Consider the following 18,242-nt stretch of genomic DNA (forward strand, 5'->3'; position numbering starts at 1 on the left):
CATTCAAATTATCCTTTACATACGTTATTACCGTAAGATAAATGTTATCAAAAAATCATGAAGAAGTTAATTACAAAAAGGAGGAATTGTTTAATATGTCAACAGGAACTTACGGTGGCGGTTTTGCGTTAATCGTTGTTTTATTCATTTTGCTTATCATTGTAGGTGCTACTTGGGGTTACGGCGGCTATTAATGAGTATTAACGCTAAGCTTTATGCTTAGCGTTTTTTTATATCATATATGATATGATACACTATAACGACGATAAGGAAAATAAGGGGAAGTAAACGATGTACGATAAAGCTTACATAGAATATCTCGTTCATTTTCACGGGACGAGGGATTATTTCGAATGTCATGAAATACTTGAAGACCGATGGAAAGAAGAGCTACCACTGGATCGTGAATCAATTTGGGTCGCGTTCATTCAGTTAGCCGTTAGTTTATACCATCATCGGCGTGGGAATATTAACGGCGCTTTACGTTTAATAAAAAAAGCAAAACAAAAATTTATAAAACATGAAAAGATCATTGAACAATATGGCTTAGATAAACAAAAACTTCTTCTCATACTGGATCAAACAGAAGAGGATATCATGAATGGAAATCCGTACAAAAGTGTTTTTTTACCTATTAAAGATGAGAAGCTCATGACCGCCGTGGAAGCAAAATGCAAGGAACTTGGATGTTCTTTCTCTACGAAAAGTGACTTAAACAATCCTCAACTAATCCATCGGCATAAACTGCGCCATAAATAAGAAAAGCGAGTTCATCCTAAAGGATGACTCGCTTTTTTATACGTTCGTACACTTGTGAACAAACGATTCGGTTTTTTCATTAGCACAAATAACATATTGATCTTTATACAAAGTATGAAGTTTATCAATCATCTTTCGACCAATTCCGTGATTGCGGTGAGATGGATTTACGGTAATATGTTGGATGACAACTTTATTTTCTTCCTCTAAGCGAATACCGACAGCACCTAGAATATCTTCTTCTTTCCACAAATAAAGCTGCCAATTTGGGTTTTCTTCATATTCCTTTATCGTTTGTTGAAGCTTTTTCACATCTTTTTCATCAGGCATAAAGGACAATAAACCCATAGCAATTTTTTCGAAACTCTTTTTATATCGAATTAACATATAAACCCCTCATTATTAAAAACTTTTCCATGAGAAACCGGAAAATCACAATTAGTTTAACATAGGAAAAAGCTTTCGTTATTATCCCAATCATAGCTATTTCGCCATGTTTTCATTTCACACATATTTATGACGCACATACTTTGTCAAACGGTTTCCTTTAGGCGATAAACATCCAATACACGAATCCCCAAAAAAAGCTTAAGACAAATAGTACGATGAATAATACAATGTTCTTCTTCCGCATGTCTATCCTCCATAGGGGAAAATATTCTTTTACCCTATTATATTCACTTTTGCCATTATTGCAAACCGTTAGACAAAAATTTAAGATATTTTCCTAATTTTTTAGAAGAGATTGTAGAAATTCATTACACCTTTTCTAAAATATCATTGTATATGATGTATTTTGTTCTTACAATACACAAAATGATGTTTTTTGTTCCTGACTATATAAAAAAAGGTGTATCCAATTTGGATACACCTTTAAAACTTACTCTTCCCACACCTTTACTTCCTTCATTTTGTCGCCTACTTTTATATCATATACGTGCTCTAATCCTTCCTCAACTTGACCAAAGACAGTGTGGACTCCGTCCAAATGAGGTTGTGGCTCATGGACGATAAAAAACTGACTGCTTCCTGTATCTTTACCTGCATGGGCCATTGATAATGCTCCTGCAACATGTTTATTCGGGTTGCCTTCTGTTTCACACTTAATTGTGTAACCAGCACCACCTGTTCCTGTTCCTGTTGGACATCCACCTTGGGCAACGAAGCCTGGGATTACACGATGGAAGTTTAACCCATTATAAAAGCCTTCATTCGCTAGTTTTTCGAAGTTTGCTACAGTATTTGGAGCGTCTTGATCAAAAAACTTCACTTTCAAAACTGCACCGTTTTCCATTTCAATTGTTCCGTATTTTGCCATATGGATCACACCTTTTCTTATTCATTTGACACATCGTTTATTATACTACTTTCACTGCCGGATACAAATTAAATTATTCGTTCGTAAAACGATCCAACTGTAAATCAAGCTTATGCAACGTCCATATTGAAATATCTGCTTGAATTTCTCCAGCTGTGTCGATGCGAATAGACTGCTCCCCCACTGTTGGAAAAGCTCGTGATGTAAAGACTTCCTCTCCATTATTAATAAATAGTTCAACAGAGGAGTTGTCTACAAAGATACGAATTTGCTCAACAGTTGCTACCTCACATTGTCTTACCTCGTTTTCATCACCGACGATTGACTTACGTGTAAAGGTAAACAATTGACTGTTATCATCATACGAAAGACTCCCATATGTTCCAAGTTGAATTGAGAATGATTCAACACGGTTTTCTAGTAAATTGATGATTATTTCTTCTCGACCAGTCTTTAGTGAATGAATAGCTTTTCCTTCATTTGCTACGTGTATGGTTTCATGAAACTGTTGCATTAACCGTAATTGTTTTAACTCTTCAATTGGTCGTTGGTATAACTTATCGTCTACAACTTGCAATTCCCTTGGAACTGTTAATGCATGTATCCAATGATGATCTATCGTCGGATGAGCATGTTCGTTTTGTTCTGGAACACCCATCCATCCTATCAGTATTCTTCTTCCGTTTTCATCTAATGTTGTCTGAGGAGCGTAAAATTCGAATCCTCTGTCTAACTCACGAAACCCTTCATGTTGGAATTGATGGCTTGTTCTATTCCATTCTCCAATAAAATAACCAACTTGAAATACATTTTTATATTGCCAACCTTTTTCCTCTAATCCTTGGGGAGAAACAATGAGAACATCTCTTCCACCGAGTTCAAATAAATCTGGGCATTCCCACATATAACCTAGATCCCCAGTAGTTCCTTCGTGGGAGCCAGTGATAGGTCCCAAATGTTCCCACGAATACAAGTCAAAGGATTGGAACATTACCGCTTTTCCGTGTAAAGATTCACTTTGAGCACCAATTATCATATACCACCTGTCACCTTCTCGCCATACTTTCGGATCACGAAAGTGTGCGGTATAGCCAGATGGAAGTTCAATTACAGGGCCTTTCTTTTCAAAATAAATACCATCTTTTGAAACAGCTAAACATTGATACGTTTCTCGGTTTCCCTCATCATCCTTAACGTTTCCTGTATAAAATAAATACATTTGATTATTATGAATGATTGCGCTCCCTGAGTAACAACCGTTTTTATCAAACCAATCGGAAGGTGTAAGGGCAATCGGCTCATGACGCCAATGTATTAAATCATCCGAAGTAAAGTGTCCCCAAAACTTTGCACCGTGGCCTGTTTTAAATGGCATCCATTGATAAAACATATGATACACACCATTCCACTGTACGAAGCCATTCGGATCGTTAATTAGCCCAACTGGTGGGACAATATGGTAGTCAAGACGATAACGATCTTCCTCAACTTTTTGACAATGCTGTTCATATGTTTCTATTGCCTCATTTCGCAGTTGTTTATCGGCTTGTCGATTCATGAAATCACCCCCGGTCGTTTTGCAGTAGCTGTTCTACTTCGGTTTTCGTTGGTAAAGCTGTCATCGCTCCTTTTGTAGATGCAGCAAGTCCTCCAGATACACTTGCAAATTGTGCCATTTGAACCGCCTCTTCAAGGGTTAACGTAGATAAGTCCCGTGAAAATTCATTCACTGAATATAAAATACCGGAAACAAAGGCATCTCCTGCACCTGTTGTATCAACGGCTTTCACTTTTCGGGCAGGAACATGTGCATAACCGTCTTTTGTGACGACGTAGCTTCCATCTTCTCCTAACGTTACGAGAATAAATGGGATATTGTATGCTTCTAGTTGAGCAATCCCTTTCTCAATATTTGTTTCCCCTGTAATAAATGTTAATTCTTCATCGGATATTTTTAACACATCTGCATGTTCTAGCATTGATATAATACGTTCTTTTGCTTCTTTTGCGTCTTTCCATAAGCCTAACCGTAAATTTGGATCGTAAGAAATGACTACCCCATTTTCTTTGGCAAGTTGTACAGCAGACATAGTTGCAGTTCGGGCTGGGTCATCAATTAATGAAATAGAACCAAAATGTAATACGTTATTTTCTTTGAACATTGTTGATTCAATTTCTTCTTTTTGTAAAAAACGGTCTGCACTTGGATCAATATAAAAATCAAAACTACGTTCTCCATTTGCGGCTAGTGTTACAAACACGATACCTGTACGGTGTTCTTTTGATAGCAACATATAGTTTGTATTTACATGAAAATCTTGCAACGTTTTTTGTAAAAATCTCCCCATTACATCATCTCCGACTTTACCTAAAAAAGTTGAAGGAGTACCAAGTTGGGCTACACCAACTGCCACATTTGCAGGAGCCCCACCTGGGCTTTTTTGCAAGGATATATTTTCTTGATCCAGCGGGATAAAGTCAATTAAAGCTTCACCTAAACAAATTACACCATTTTTCATAAAATTCGCTCTCCTTTATACTTTCTTGTCAATCGTTCAAAAAGCCAGGCAAAAGTAGCCTGACTTTTTGAACATTCTTTTATTCTTCTTTCCAACCTAATAATAAGGTTGTCACAAATGCACCACCAGCTGCAATTAAGAAGCCAATTGCATAATTTAGCGGGTCCTGTACAATTGCAAACATTGGAATACCGGTTAATCCTAGTCCGTTTGCTGTTACTTGCGTAAATGTCACGTAAAAGCCTCCTAGGGCTCCTCCGATTGCTGCACCAATAAACGGACGACGGTATCTTAAGTTTACACCAAATATGACAGGCTCTGTAATTCCTAAAAAGGCAGACAATGAAGCGGGAGCTGCTATACTTTTCGTTTTCTTACTTTTCGTTTTCGTAAAGACAGCTAGACCTGCTCCACCTTGTGCTACGTTAGCCATTGCCCAAATAGGCAACAAGTAGTTGACACCGATTTTCCCTAGAATCTCTGCTTCGATTGCGTGGAAACTATGGTGTACACCTGTAAGAACAATCATAGAATAAAGACCACCGAACACTAAACCTGCTCCACCGGCAATTGTACCGTAAATCACATCTAGGCCTGTTGTAATTGCATCTCCTAATGCTCTTCCTAACGGTCCCACTACAAGAAGCGCAACAAATCCTGTGAAAATAACCGTTAAAAATGGAGTAACTAGTAAATCAATCGCATTTGGAACTACTTTACGTAATCGTTTCTCAACAATACTCATAACATACACCGTAAGTAGAACGGGAATTACAGTTCCTTGATAACCTAACATTGCCACTTCTATACCGAAAAAGTCCATATATTCCGGCTCTGCATTCGATAATACCCAAGGATTTAACAGAGCTGGATGGGTCATAATTCCACCAATTACTGCACCTAAATACGTATTCCCACCAAATTCTTTTGCAGCACTAAAACCAATTAAGATTGGTAAAATGATAAATGCTGCCGCAGAGAACATGTCCAGCATGACATAGAGTGCACTTTCTGAATCTACCCAGTTGTATGTGTTCATCATTCCGAGAAGACCCATTAACATACCACTAGCTACGATAGCTGGAATAATTGGTACAAATATATTGGATAACGTACGGGCAAACCGTGCCAGTGGATTCATCTTACGCTTTGCCGCCTCTTTATGAGCTTCACTGGATTGCGTTTCTGCAGATAGTCCTAATTCCTTTGCAAATGGTTCATAAACTTTGTTTACGACACCTGTACCGAATATGATTTGGTACTGTCCTGAACTTGAAAAAGCACCTTGAACACCGTCTAACTCCTCAATTTCTTTTTGATTAATTTTTTCTTCATCTTCAATGACAAGACGAAGTCTAGTTGCACAGTGTGTTCCACTGACGATATTATCTTTTCCCCCAAGTAACGGGATGAGCTTATTCGCTACCTCTTGATGATTCATAGCTTCTCCTCTTTTCTGTCTGTTTTTCTATAAGGAACATTAAAGGAAGGTTATTAGACAATAAAAAAGACCTAAAGTGTGTAGAAAAGGATATAAGTATCCCTTTAAACACAATTTAGGTCTTGCCTGCCGAACAGTCACAATCCTTTAATATTCCGTTGTTTACGTTTTCATTTTATGTCGATTTTTGTGAACTGTCAACAACTTTTTTTAATCTCTTTCAACCATTCGTTGAATATGCAATGTAATATAACCGATTTCAGATATAGGTAGTTCAATATCGTATTCTTCTTTTGCAAACTGACCAAGTTTATCTGCACAATCATAAGCTGTTTTATATTTCTCTTGTAGTAAGGCCAACATATCAGGGTCCATTGAATGGAACGGTTTTTGTTGATTGATTCTATTAATGGCAAAGCGTAAATGGGTAACGAGTCGCTGGTGAGATATGCTATCCTCTTCTATTTGATAGCCCATTTTATTGCCAATAAATTGAACAAAATCATTAATGATCGTTGTTTGTTTTAACGTTTGTTCCATATTTATGGAATCTAATTTTGCCGTATGAATGTGCAGGGCAATATGGCCCGCTTCATCCTCGGGTATTGGGATACCAAACTTCTTTTCCATCTGTTGTTTCGCCCATAGTCCAATTTTATATTCTTCTTTATATAAGACCTTGATTTCCATTAACAATTTATTTTTTACAGTAAATCCTTCTTTTAGCCGTTCGATAGCGAAGGACAAATGATCTGTTAAAGAAATGTGAATATGATTACTTAGGGGAACTTGCAAAACACCTTCAGCATAGCTGATAATTTCTTCAGCCATATCTATAATGTCTACTGAAATGGTACGAAGCAATTGCTGAAACTTTTCATTGCCTTCTTCCATAATAAAGATTTTTTCAATTTTCCCTTCAGGAATAATGTCATTTTTCCGTTTTTGGAACGCAATACCTGGACCCATGACAATCTTTTCTTTACCATCTTCTTTTACGACGACTGCATTGTTATTTAATACTTTGAAAATTCTCACCGTATACTCCCCTTAGACATTGTTCACTTTGCATGCCTATCATCATAGCATATAAAAAATGGTCACGCCACTAACCAACAAAGGCATCGTCCAAAATAGACAAACAAAAAGGACATACTCTTTTCAGTATGCCCGGGTTCACCAATGCTATTTTATAGTGAGTCATATCGCAAATCATTTTTTACAAGATCAGCGAAATTCTCCCGTTGAATAACTAATTGATCTTTTCCATTTTCAACAAATACAACGGCTGCTTTTGGGAACCGATTGTAATGACTGGCCATCGAATAACTGTAAGCACCTGTTGAATAAACGGCTAAAAGATCACCTGATTGGATACTTTCTGGAACTTGCAAGTCCCAAATTAGCATATCCCCTGATTCGCAACACTTCCCAGCAATCGAAACAGTTTTGGATTTCGGTTCATTAAAACGGTTGGCTACAACGGCTTCATATTTCGCATTGTATAAAGCAGGACGTATATTATCGGTCATGCCTCCATCAACAGCTACATACGTACGTACCCCAGGGATTTCTTTAATTGAGCCGACTTTGTAGACCGTAATCGCTGTGTCACCTACAATAGCCCGGCCAGGTTCAATCCAAATTTCTGGCATATTCAGTTTACGTGCATTCGTTTGCTTTTTCACTTCCGCAACGAGGGCTTCTACATAAGCAGCCAATGGTTTCGGCTCATCATCATCTGTATATCTAATCCCAAACCCACCACCTAAATTGAGGACGGATGGTGAATAATTGTACTCTGTATTCCAATGATCAATAACGTCAAACAGTTTTTGGACAGCCATAATAAAACCGTCAGTTTCAAAGATTTGTGAACCAATATGACAGTGTAAGCCGACGACATGAATTTGGTCATGATTCAACAATTGTGCTAACGCTTTATCTGCTTGTCCGTTTGCTAAATCAAAACCGAATTTTGAATCTTCTTGTCCTGTTAGAATATAGTCATGTGTGTGGGCTTCAATACCAGGTGTAACCCGCAACAATACATTCATTTCTTTACCTTGCTTCTTCAGGACATACTCTAATAGTTCGATTTCATGAAAATTATCCAACACAATACAACCAACATCATGTTCGACAGCCATTTCAATCTCTTCAATATTTTTATTGTTTCCATGTAAATGAATGCGGTCAGTCGGGAAATCAGCCTGCAAAGCTGTATATAGCTCCCCTTGTGATACAACATCTAAGCTTAGCCCTTCTTGTTTTGCTACTTGAAGCATCGCAATGGAGGAAAAAGCTTTACTCGCATAGGCAACTTGATATTTGACATTTTCTTTTTGAAAGGCGTCAACAAATGCTCTAGCATTGCTGCGAATTTTTTCAACATCATATATAAATAAAGGTGTTCCGTACTTTTCTGCCAGTTTTGTAACATCCATGCTAGCAAAATATAAATGTTCTTTTTGAACCGTATTTTGAACCATTTTCTTCACCCCTGTCTATATGAAAAAAGAAAAGAGACAGCTCGGCACTGCCTCGTATAATAAATAATTTATAAAAGATACTGTATCATATTCTAACAGGGGTTTCAATACGTTCTAGTTAGACTGACGTCGAATGTTGCGCGGTTTCGTAATTTTTGGACGTACCTTTTCCAAGGGTACTGATACGCGAAACATAATTTGCAAAATCGATTTTCCATCAAACGGCATTAACGGCCATAAATAAGGTGTATTTAAGGAATTTAAGCGAGTGAGGAATAAGAGCAGTATCGTTATACCGATAACGAACCCGATCGGACCATACAAGGCTGTAGATAAAATTAACAATACCCTCGTAATTTTGTTCGCTACACTTAACTCATAGCTAGGGGTTGCAAACGCACCAATTGCACTTATAGCGACATAAAGAATAACCTCAGGCATAAATAATCCAACATTTATCGCTATCTCACCAATCAACACCGCAGCAATTAAACCCATCGCAGTAGAAAGAGGAGTCGGTGTATGAATGGCAGCCATCCGTAAAAACTCAATTCCAATATCAGCTAAAATTATTTGGACTAAAACGGGAATATTTCCTTCTTCACTCGGGCCGATAAATTCCAATCCGGCAGGAAGTAAATTTGGATGTAAAACAAATAGTAACCATAACGGTAATAAGAAAACAGAAGAGAAAATGCCTAAAAATCTTGTCCACCGGATAAAGGTACCTACTGCCGGTGATTGTCGATACTCTTCGGCATGTTGGACATGGTGAAAAAATGTTGTCGGTGTAATAATCATACTAGGTGATGTATCAACTGTAATGACAACATGCCCCTCTAATAAGTGAGCGGCTGCGACATCTGGCCGTTCAGTATAGCGGACGAGTGGATAAGGATTAAATCCCTGCTTCACTAAAAACTCCTCTATCGTCTTTTCCGCCATTGATAACCCATCAATACTAATGTTATTTAGCTCTTTTTTTATGACTTTCACAAGTTGGGGATCCGCAACGTCTTGTATATAGGCGATGCAAATATCCGTTTTGGACCTTTCCCCAATTTGTAAGATTTCATGACGTAACCGCTCATCTCGTATACGTCTTCTCGTTAATGCCGTGTTTTCGATAATATTTTCTGTATAGCCGTCTCTTGAACCACGAACAACCTTTTCGGTATCCGGCTCTTGAGGACCTCGACCCGGATATTGACGAACATCAACTATAAAGCCTTCAGATTCACCGTCAATAAAAATTACGATTAATCCTGATAGAAGCTTATCAACCACTTCGTCCATTTTTTTTACAGGTTCAACCTGTTGATGAACGAGGCGATTTTTAATGACCTCTTTTAATTTTGCTTTGTTAGATTCACTATCATTAATATCAATAATTTGACGCAATAACTGTACAATTACTGACGTATCACACAAACCGGTAACATAGTAAAGGTGTACATCCGTTTTCATAACTTGAACATCACGGAATCCTACGTCAAATGATACGCCAACACCTAAACGGTCTTTCATATATTGTTGATTTTCTTTTATTTTTGAAGATACGGCAACGCTTTGTGATGTACTCATGAAAAAGACCGACCCTTTCCTTTAACACTCTTATCCTTTCGGCTTAAAAAACACGGATACAAGGAACCCAAACAATATGGCAGATGCAATACCTGCCGATGTTAAGGAGAAAATTCCGATCGAAACACCTAAAAATCCGTGTTCTTCAGCTTGTTTCATTGCACCGTGTACGAGGGAATGGCCAAAACTTGTGATCGGCACTGTAGCACCTGCTCCAGCAAATTTTATTAACTTATCATATAGACCAAACCCATCTAATACTGCACCTGTAACGACGAATAACGTCATAACATGAGCAGGGGTCCATCTCGTTAAATCAAACAACAGTTGACCTATAACACATATTCCACCACCTACAAGAAAGGCCCATACGTAATCCATCACTCATTCAACCCCTCTCTCATGAACACGACGCCATGTGCAATGGTTGGAATGGTCTCCTTTTGTTGAACCATTGTCGGACTAAGTAATGCACCAGTCGCTACGACGAGTACCTTGTTTAACTTACCTTTTCGTAATTCCGATAATATATGTCCATAAGTGACTACAGCAGAACAAGCACAGCCACTTCCACCAGCAAACGCTTGCTGATCACTACTATAAATCATTAGACCACAATCATTATGTTTCATATCGACGTTAAAACCGTCTTCTTTTAACATATCTTTTAAAATTGGACTTCCAATTGAAGACAAATCACCTGTCAAAATCAAATCGTAATCGCTTGGCATTCTCCCTAAATCTTGGAGATGGGTTTTAATCGTATCGTATGCTGCAGGTGCCATCGCGGATCCCATATCAAAAGGGTTATTCATTTGGTAATCCATAACTTTTCCAATCGTGGCACTTTCTATACGAATATCAGATTTTTTCTTCGAAACTATTCCCGCTCCAGCTCCGGTTACAGTTGTTGTTGCTGTATCTGGCTTTTGACCTCCATACTCGGTAGGGTAGCGGTATTGACGTTCTGCTGTGGCATAATGACTGCTCGTGGCAGCTGCAGCATAGTTAGCAAACCCTGCATCGACTAATGCAGACCCTACGGCTAATGTCTCCATAGAGGTTGAACACGCACCAAACATCCCTAAAAAAGGAACAGCCATTGAACGCGCTACATAATTTGCCGAAATAATTTGGTTCAATAAATCTCCACCAAGTAAAATATCAATATCACTTTTTTGTAAATTTGCCTTTTGTAAACAAAGGTCAATGGCTGTTTGAAGCAACTTTCGCTCTGCTAACTCCCAGTTTTTTTCCCCACAATGTAAATCATTAAAAGATTGATCAAACGTTCCCCCTAATGGCCCTTGTGCTTCTCGAGGACCAGTTACAGAAGCCCCTTCTGTTAAATAAATATTATTTTCATATAGCCATGTTTGTTTTCCCATTTTTCTCATCCGTTTTTCCTCCTACATCCACTGTTGAATGATGTACCGAACGACCCCGACTAAGTATGCGGCAACTGTACCAAACACTATAACCGGACCGGCTAACTTAAACATGTTAGAGGCAACTCCTAACACAAAACCTTCACTTTTATATTCTAGTGCTGCACTCGTAATCGTATTGGAAAATCCGGTGACAGGTACTGCTGTGCCTGCACCAGCAAACTGACCTAACTTATCATACCAACCGAGCCCTGTGAAAATAGCTGCAAGCAAAATTAATGTCGTGACAGTCGGATTTACAGCTTGTTTTTCACTAAAGTCGAATACATTAATGTACATGTTCGTTAGCATTTGGCCAAACACACAAATAAGCCCACCAATAATATAGGCTTTAACACAGTTTAGAAAGATATTCGGTTTTGGTTGATATTGCTTTACCGTGTTTTTATAATTATGCTTCTGAAATTTTTGACTCATATGTCCACCTCATTTTATTGAACAAATATAATCCATTGAAAAAGGGAACCAAAAATTTTGCCAAAGACTAACGCACCAAGTAACCATAAAAGGTGGGTTTCCATACCAATCCTCTTCGTGATAATCGGGAACACGTTTAGTACTTCCGTTAACCCAGCCGCTAACATCCCAATAAATATTCCGTGAAAACAACCCCAAATAATCATGAAGATAATAGGGAGTTGTAAGGATACCCCATCAAAGGATAAAATAGTCCCCATCCACGCTCCCATTACCACACTCGCCTCGAAATATAATATATATTTTCTCCCTTTCGCTAGCTGAATCAACCGGGGAATGATTCCAAGTACAGTTAAAAATGCAACAAATCCTGCACCTACGGCTAATCCTGCGGCAAGGCCGATTATGATTTCGAGTACATTAATCATCTGCATCTTTTTGGCTCACTTTATTTTCGTGCATAATGACATAGTGGTCTAAATTTTGTTGATAATTAAACATTTCAACCTCTAAGGGGCTAGGCTCTTCGTTAATCCGTTTTTTAAATAAATGATTAAAAAACAAAATCATCCCGAGGCCAAGACCGATAGAATAAGGGATTTGTAACCAAAGGGGATACTTCTCCCACCTTCCCGTCATCATAAAATGGAGCTGTTGCTGAACCTCTTGCATACTCACATCATAGTGAAAGTTCATAATTGCCATTGCTGCCCCAATGAACAACAACAACCAAATAAAAGAAACAAGGATGAAATTCGGCTTTTTATTCGTATAATCTTTAATATTCACAATGGTTTGGTTTGGTCCTAATGGTTGTATTTCAAGGTGTGGAAACTGTTCCCGAATTTTTTCTACGACAGAAAAAATATCAAAGATGACGATATTTCGATCATGTTTTTTAATTTGGTATAAAAAAAACTGTTCTAATAATAATTTCCATTGCTCACTAGCCGAAATAACAGCAATATCCTTAAGTAACACTTTATGTTCCTTTGGAACGGAAATTTTATTGCGTAAGCGAAGATAGACAATCTCCCCCATCGTTATACCTCCTCATGATGAGAAGTCTGAAGTTATTATGTGTCATATTCTTCATTTTCATGCGGCCACTCATAGGATCATAAGCAGAAAAAAGCACAAAAAAAAATACCGGAAACATCCGGTATTTTACGTTTTCATTTGATCTTTTATTTGACTTAAAATCTTTTTCTCTAATCTTGATACTTGAACTTGAGAAATTTCTAGCCGTTCTGCGACTTCTGATTGGGTTTTATCTTTAAAATAACGCAAATAAATAATTAGTCGCTCTCGATCATTCAGGCTTCGAATGACTTCTTTCAACGCGATTTTATCAAACCACTTCGTATCCTCATCTGCTATTTGATCAAGCAGAGTGATTGGATCACCGTCGTTTTCATACACCGTTTCATGGATGGAATGAGGTGATTTTGACGCTTCTTGTGCAAAAACAATATCTTCAGGGGATATGTCTAGTTCGTCCGCAATTTCCTGCACAGTTGGTGAACGTCCTAACTTTTTCGTTAATTCATCCTTTTTCCTTCTAACCTTGTTGCCTGTTTCTTTTAAAGACCGACTTACTTTTACACTGCCATCGTCACGAATAAAACGTTGGATTTCACCGATTATCATCGGTACAGCGTAAGTTGAAAATTTTACATCATAAGAAAGATCAAACTTATCAATTGATTTTAATAATCCAATACAGCCGATTTGAAATAAATCATCTGCGTCGTATCCTCTGTTAAGAAATCGTTGTACTACGGACCAAACCAATCGGGTATTTCGCTCGACAAGCAGATCACGGGCTTCTTGGTTCCCGCTTTGACTACTTTCGATTAATTGTTTCACTTCTTCATCAGGCAACTGTTTTTCTTTATTTTGTTGCAAGTGCACATCCATAGGCATGGCCCCTTAATTACACAAGGTTTTACTTTGTTTAAAGTATTTTTTAAACCTAACAATCGTCCCCATTCCTGGTGTTGATGAAATTTCTACTTCATCCATGAAGTTTTCCATAATCGTAAATCCCATTCCAGAACGTTCCAATTCCGGTTTCGAAGTGTATAACGGCTGCTTAGCTTCATCTACATTTTCAATACCAATTCCTTCATCGCGAATTTCAATGGCTACATGGTCGTCACGCAACTGCCCATTAATCACAACTTTACCTTCACTATTATTTTCATAGCCGTGGATAATCGCATTTGTTACAGCTTCGGAAACGACTGTCTTAATTTCTGTTAGCTCATCCATTGTTGGATCAACTTGGGATACAAATGCAGCAACTGTGACACGGGCAAAGGATTCGTTTTCACTTCGAGCTGAAAAAGATAAAGTCATTTCATTATTCATGACGCCACCCCCAAGCTTTTCAGCGCGAAGTTTTCATCTTCTTCTAAACGAATAATTTTAAATAAACCTGACAAGTCAAACAGTCGCTTAACAGAAGGAGAAATTGAACATACTACCATTTCTCCACCTAATTGTTTCGTTTCCTTATATCGACCCAACATGACACCTAAACCGGAACTATCCATAAAACTTAACGTTTCCAAATTCACAATCACGTGCCGGATAGGTTCCTTTTGCATTTCTTTTTGCCACTTTTCTTTTAATTGTTCAGATGTATGGTGATCAAGTTCACCGGACAATCTTACGAGTAAAACATCTTCTTTACTTTCAAATTCAACGGAAAGACTCAACCTTTGTGCCTCCTTTTTTATGATGCTAATTGAGTCTTTCGCTTTTTCTTTTTTTATTTCCTGCTTGGCGACAAAAGAAGTGTTGATTCGATGAAATTGGTTATCATATCGTTACGATTTGACAAATTCCTTAAAGGATCGCTTTAAAAGGGTCCATATATTTGCAGTCTTCATATCATCCTTTAACACCAATGGTGTTTCGGACAACACTTTATCCCCATTTTTAATTTGCAACACTCCGACTCGATCCCCTTTTTTCATCGGCACTTTTAACCCTTTGTCATACTTAATCTCTTTTTTCACCTGTTCTGCATTTTCACCTTTTTTCAACAGTAGGGAAACATTATCACTCGTTACAACATCTACTTTCTCACTTTGGGCGTTGATCATAGATAGTTGATCAACTACGTCAAAACGTTTGTATAGGGGTTTCGTTTCAAACTGATGAAAGGCATAATCAAGCATTGTCGTTATGTCTCGATTTCGCTTTTTTGTCGTGTCAGCACCCATTGCAACAGCGATAACCCTCATGTCGCCACGCTTTGCCGTAGCAGTTAAACAGTATTTCGCTTCATTTGTATAGCCTGTTTTTAACCCATCTACTCCTTTATAAAACTTCACAAGCTTGTTCGTGTTTACAAGCCAAAATTCATCCTCTGTACCTTTACGTAAGTAATCATCGTAAATGCTTGTATATTCTGTTATCTTTTGATGCTTTAGCAGTTCTTTTGCCATAATAGCTAAATCTTTCGCTGTACTATAATGGTTTTTGGCAGGGAGTCCTGTAGTATTTTGAAATTGTGTGTCTTTCAACCCAAGCTGTTTCACCTTTTCATTCATCAATTTCACAAATGCTTTTTCACTGCCAGCGATACGCTCCGCTAATGCTACAGAGGCATCATTCCCTGAAGCAATTGCAACCCCTTTTAGCAGGTCATGCACAGTCATTTCTTCGCCAGCCTCTAAGAAAATTTGTGAACCACCCATGGAAGCTGCATGTTCACTGATGCGAACTTTTTCATCAAGCTTAATTGTACCTTTTTCAAGAGCTTCCATAATAAGAATAAGGGTCATGATTTTCGTCATACTTGCTGGTGGTAATCGCTTATCAGCATTTTTCGTATACAATACTTTTCCAGTGTCCTTTTCCATCAAGATTGCTGATTTAGAATGTTCCGCAAGGTCTAAGTCGTTAGATTCTTCCGCAAAGATTGATGTCATCGGAAATGAAACAAGCATGGAAAGTGTGATCATCAATGCTGTAATTTTTTTCATTCATTTTCCCTCCATTCCTGATGTTTCATATTTTTTCCATGTAACACAAAATTTATAACCATTTTTTAAAAGAAAAAGCCCTAACTTTTTGTTAGGGCTTGGGTCCTTGCTTACTTTGTAATAATATCCTGGATTAGTGTAGGTGGATCCACTCTTTCGGGCTGTATTGTAATGTTGGAATATAACTTTTCTTTCACTTGTTCAATGGATGTATCATTGGCATGAATCGTTAGGATTGGTTCATCTTTTTCAACGTAGTCCCCGACTTTTTTATGAAGAAAAATGCCTACAGCATGATCAATAATCGATTCTTTCGTTGCTCGGCCTGCACCTAGCATCATAGCCGCTGTGCCAATTTCATCAGCAACCATCTCTTGAATGTAACCAGATTCCTTTGCTAACAGGGAAACTCGATTTGCTGCTTGGGGCAATCTTGATTGATCATCAATCACAGCGTCATCTCCGCCTTGAGCACGTAAAAAATTGCGAAACTTTTCCAAAGCTAAATCATTTTCCATGCTCTGTTCAAGCATTTGTTTCGCTTGATCAAGTGTATCAGCCTTTTTTGCTAACACTACCATTTGACTACCGAGGGTTAAACAAAGTTCTGTTAAATCTTCTGGTCCTTCCCCTCTTAACGTATCAATTGCTTCTTTTACTTCAAGTGCATTTCCGATGGCTCTGCCTAATGGCTGACTCATATCACTAATAACAGCCATTGTATGACGGTTTACTTGGTTCCCGATATCAACCATCGCCTTTGCCAACTTTTGCGCTTCTTCAGTGCTCTTCATAAATGCACCCGCCCCGGTTTTTACATCCAAAACGATGGCATCAGCACCAGCGGCAATTTTCTTACTCATAATAGAGCTGGCAATAAGGGGAATGGAGTTTACCGTGGCCGTTACATCTCGTAAACCATACAACTGCTTATCGGCTGGGGTTAAATTTCCTGATTGACCCATCACTGCGACATGATTTTTGTTCACAAGATTAATAAATTGCTGTTTGTCTAATTCCACATTAAAGCCTGGGACAGATTCTAATTTATCAATCGTACCACCTGTATGCCCTAAGCCACGTCCGCTCATTTTCGCAACAGGTACACCAACGGAAGCGACTAGGGGGGCTAATACTAATGTCGTCGTATCACCGACACCCCCTGTTGAATGTTTATCAACTTTAATGCCCGATATAGCCGCTAAATCAATGGTTTCACCGGAATGGACAATCGCCATCGTAATATAGGCTCGTTCTTCATCGGTCATCCCATTAAAATAAATCGCCATACATAATGCACTTGCTTGATAGTCAGGAATTGTTCCTTCTGTATATCCGTTAATGAAAAATTGGATTTCTTCTTCCGTTAACTCATATCCGTCCCGCTTTTTTTCAATAATATCGACCATTCGCATTTAGATCACCTGCCTACACTCATTACGGTAAAGTACGTAAAATTTCTTTCACAAAATCTAAAAAGTGTTGTCTCACTTTATCTGTCGTTTCGATTACTTCGTCATGGGAAAGGGGTTGATCGAGGATGCCCGCCGCCATGTTGGAAATACATGAAATTCCTAAGACGGCTAATCCAGCATGTCTTGCCACAATAACTTCTGGAACAGTAGACATTCCAACAGCGTCTCCACCTAACGTACGTAACATGTTCACTTCAGCGCCCGTCTCATAAGTTGGTCCAGAAACACCAATATAAACTCCTTCTTGTACAGGTAAACCTAGTTTGTTCGCGCTTTGTCTTGCATGTTCAAGTAAATGACGGCTATACGCTTGCGACATATCTGGAAACCGAGGCCCAAAGTGATCATCATTCGGGCCAATTAATGGGTTTGTCCCTGTGAAGTTAATATGATCACGAATTAACATTAAGTCTCCGGGGTTGAAATCTTCATTAATACCACCTGCTGCATTCGTAACTAACAGCTGTTTTACACCGAGCTCTTTCATCACGCGAATCGGAAAGGTAACTTGGTCCATGCCATATCCTTCGTAGAAATGAAAACGACCTTGCATTGCAATGACTTGCTTTCCTTCAAGGGTTCCAACAACGAGCTGCCCCTTATGCCCTGCTACAGTTGATTGAGGGAAATGTGGAATTTCGTCATACGGGATAACGGTTGCATCCTCAATCTCATCAGCCAAGACACCTAAACCTGAACCTAAAATGAGTCCTATGACCGGTACTTTCCCATTAATTTGCTCTGTAATGTACGTCTTTGATTGTGTGATTTGTTCTTTCTTCATGTTTATG

The 18,242-nt window shown here is 38.4% G+C and carries 21 protein-coding genes; 2 read left to right on the top strand and 19 right to left on the bottom strand.

Annotated features, from left to right (window positions below; all coding sequences use genetic code 11):
• The first annotated feature begins 95 nt into the window (after window positions 1–95).
• Both NLW78_RS07840 and NLW78_RS07845 read left to right on the top strand, forming a co-directional pair.
• Window positions 96–194: a YjcZ family sporulation protein gene (locus tag NLW78_RS07840; protein ID WP_254496499.1), complete on the top strand. Its 99-nt coding sequence runs from the start codon at window positions 96–98 to the stop codon at window positions 192–194.
• A 97-nt stretch (window positions 195–291) separates the two neighbouring features.
• Window positions 292–759: a DUF309 domain-containing protein gene (locus NLW78_RS07845; RefSeq protein ID WP_254496500.1), complete on the top strand. Its 468-nt coding sequence runs from the start codon at window positions 292–294 to the stop codon at window positions 757–759.
• A gap of 36 nt (window positions 760–795) precedes the next feature.
• Here NLW78_RS07845 and NLW78_RS07850 read toward each other — a convergent pair whose 3' ends face one another.
• The 19 genes from NLW78_RS07850 to NLW78_RS07940 all read right to left on the bottom strand — a co-directional run bounded on the left by NLW78_RS07850 (window position 796) and on the right by NLW78_RS07940 (window position 18,235).
• Window positions 796–1,146, bottom strand: a complete 351-nt coding sequence (locus NLW78_RS07850; protein WP_254496501.1) for a GNAT family N-acetyltransferase — start codon at window positions 1,144–1,146, stop codon at window positions 796–798.
• Between the two features lie 493 nt (window positions 1,147–1,639).
• Complete coding sequence (locus tag NLW78_RS07855; RefSeq protein WP_254496502.1) at window positions 1,640–2,077, bottom strand: peptidylprolyl isomerase; 438 nt, start codon at window positions 2,075–2,077, stop codon at window positions 1,640–1,642.
• 73 nt (window positions 2,078–2,150) lie between these two features.
• Window positions 2,151–3,635 carry a glycoside hydrolase family 32 protein gene (locus tag NLW78_RS07860; RefSeq protein WP_254496503.1) on the bottom strand — a complete coding sequence of 495 codons (1,485 nt, stop codon included), beginning with the start codon at window positions 3,633–3,635 and terminating at the stop codon, window positions 2,151–2,153.
• A gap of 4 nt (window positions 3,636–3,639) precedes the next feature.
• Window positions 3,640–4,596: a carbohydrate kinase family protein gene (locus NLW78_RS07865; RefSeq protein ID WP_254496504.1), complete on the bottom strand. Its 957-nt coding sequence runs from the start codon at window positions 4,594–4,596 to the stop codon at window positions 3,640–3,642.
• Window positions 4,597–4,675: 79 nt separating this feature from the next.
• Entirely contained in the window at window positions 4,676–6,037 is a 1,362-nt protein-coding gene (locus tag NLW78_RS07870) for a sucrose-specific PTS transporter subunit IIBC (RefSeq protein WP_254496505.1), read from the bottom strand.
• 210 nt (window positions 6,038–6,247) lie between these two features.
• The gene (locus NLW78_RS07875) at window positions 6,248–7,075 is read right to left on the bottom strand and encodes a PRD domain-containing protein (protein WP_254496506.1); all 828 of its coding nucleotides are present in this window, start codon (window positions 7,073–7,075) and stop codon (window positions 6,248–6,250) included.
• A gap of 152 nt (window positions 7,076–7,227) precedes the next feature.
• Window positions 7,228–8,529: a diaminopimelate decarboxylase gene (gene lysA, locus NLW78_RS07880; RefSeq protein WP_254496507.1), complete on the bottom strand. Its 1,302-nt coding sequence runs from the start codon at window positions 8,527–8,529 to the stop codon at window positions 7,228–7,230.
• Window positions 8,530–8,643: 114 nt separating this feature from the next.
• Entirely contained in the window at window positions 8,644–10,113 is a 1,470-nt protein-coding gene (locus NLW78_RS07885) for a spore germination protein (protein WP_254496508.1), read from the bottom strand.
• Between the two features lie 30 nt (window positions 10,114–10,143).
• Entirely contained in the window at window positions 10,144–10,494 is a 351-nt protein-coding gene (spoVAE, locus tag NLW78_RS07890; RefSeq protein WP_254496509.1) for a stage V sporulation protein AE, read from the bottom strand.
• The gene (gene spoVAD, locus NLW78_RS07895) at window positions 10,494–11,510 is read right to left on the bottom strand and encodes a stage V sporulation protein AD (protein WP_254496510.1); all 1,017 of its coding nucleotides are present in this window, start codon (window positions 11,508–11,510) and stop codon (window positions 10,494–10,496) included. Before spoVAD ends, spoVAE begins: the two co-directional genes overlap by 1 nt.
• 12 nt (window positions 11,511–11,522) lie before the next feature.
• A complete protein-coding gene (gene spoVAC, locus NLW78_RS07900; protein WP_254496511.1) occupies window positions 11,523–11,978 on the bottom strand; it encodes a stage V sporulation protein AC in 456 nt (151 codons plus the stop codon).
• Window positions 11,979–11,992: 14 nt separating this feature from the next.
• Complete coding sequence (locus NLW78_RS07905) at window positions 11,993–12,412, bottom strand: stage V sporulation protein AB (protein WP_367617666.1); 420 nt, start codon at window positions 12,410–12,412, stop codon at window positions 11,993–11,995.
• Window positions 12,399–13,019, bottom strand: a complete 621-nt coding sequence (locus NLW78_RS07910) for a stage V sporulation protein AA (protein WP_254496512.1) — start codon at window positions 13,017–13,019, stop codon at window positions 12,399–12,401. Before NLW78_RS07910 ends, NLW78_RS07905 begins: the two co-directional genes overlap by 14 nt.
• Window positions 13,020–13,145: 126 nt before the next feature.
• Window positions 13,146–13,898, bottom strand: a complete 753-nt coding sequence (gene sigF / locus NLW78_RS07915; RefSeq protein ID WP_254496513.1) for an RNA polymerase sporulation sigma factor SigF — start codon at window positions 13,896–13,898, stop codon at window positions 13,146–13,148.
• 12 nt (window positions 13,899–13,910) lie between these two features.
• Complete coding sequence (gene spoIIAB / locus NLW78_RS07920; protein ID WP_254496514.1) at window positions 13,911–14,351, bottom strand: anti-sigma F factor; 441 nt, start codon at window positions 14,349–14,351, stop codon at window positions 13,911–13,913.
• On the bottom strand, window positions 14,348–14,701 hold the full coding sequence (spoIIAA, locus tag NLW78_RS07925; RefSeq protein ID WP_254496515.1) for an anti-sigma F factor antagonist: 354 nt from the start codon (window positions 14,699–14,701) through the stop codon (window positions 14,348–14,350). Before spoIIAA ends, spoIIAB begins: the two co-directional genes overlap by 4 nt.
• A gap of 111 nt (window positions 14,702–14,812) precedes the next feature.
• Window positions 14,813–15,976: a D-alanyl-D-alanine carboxypeptidase family protein gene (locus NLW78_RS07930; protein ID WP_254496516.1), complete on the bottom strand. Its 1,164-nt coding sequence runs from the start codon at window positions 15,974–15,976 to the stop codon at window positions 14,813–14,815.
• Between the two features lie 110 nt (window positions 15,977–16,086).
• The gene (locus NLW78_RS07935; protein WP_254496517.1) at window positions 16,087–17,391 is read right to left on the bottom strand and encodes a pyrimidine-nucleoside phosphorylase; all 1,305 of its coding nucleotides are present in this window, start codon (window positions 17,389–17,391) and stop codon (window positions 16,087–16,089) included.
• A 22-nt stretch (window positions 17,392–17,413) separates the two neighbouring features.
• Window positions 17,414–18,235: a purine-nucleoside phosphorylase gene (locus NLW78_RS07940; protein WP_254496518.1), complete on the bottom strand. Its 822-nt coding sequence runs from the start codon at window positions 18,233–18,235 to the stop codon at window positions 17,414–17,416.
• Between the last annotated feature and the right edge of the window lie 7 nt (window positions 18,236–18,242).

The organism is Salirhabdus salicampi, from assembly GCF_024259515.1.
In the GTDB taxonomy this organism is placed as follows: Bacteria; Bacillota; Bacilli; order Bacillales; family Alkalibacillaceae; genus Salirhabdus_A; species Salirhabdus_A salicampi.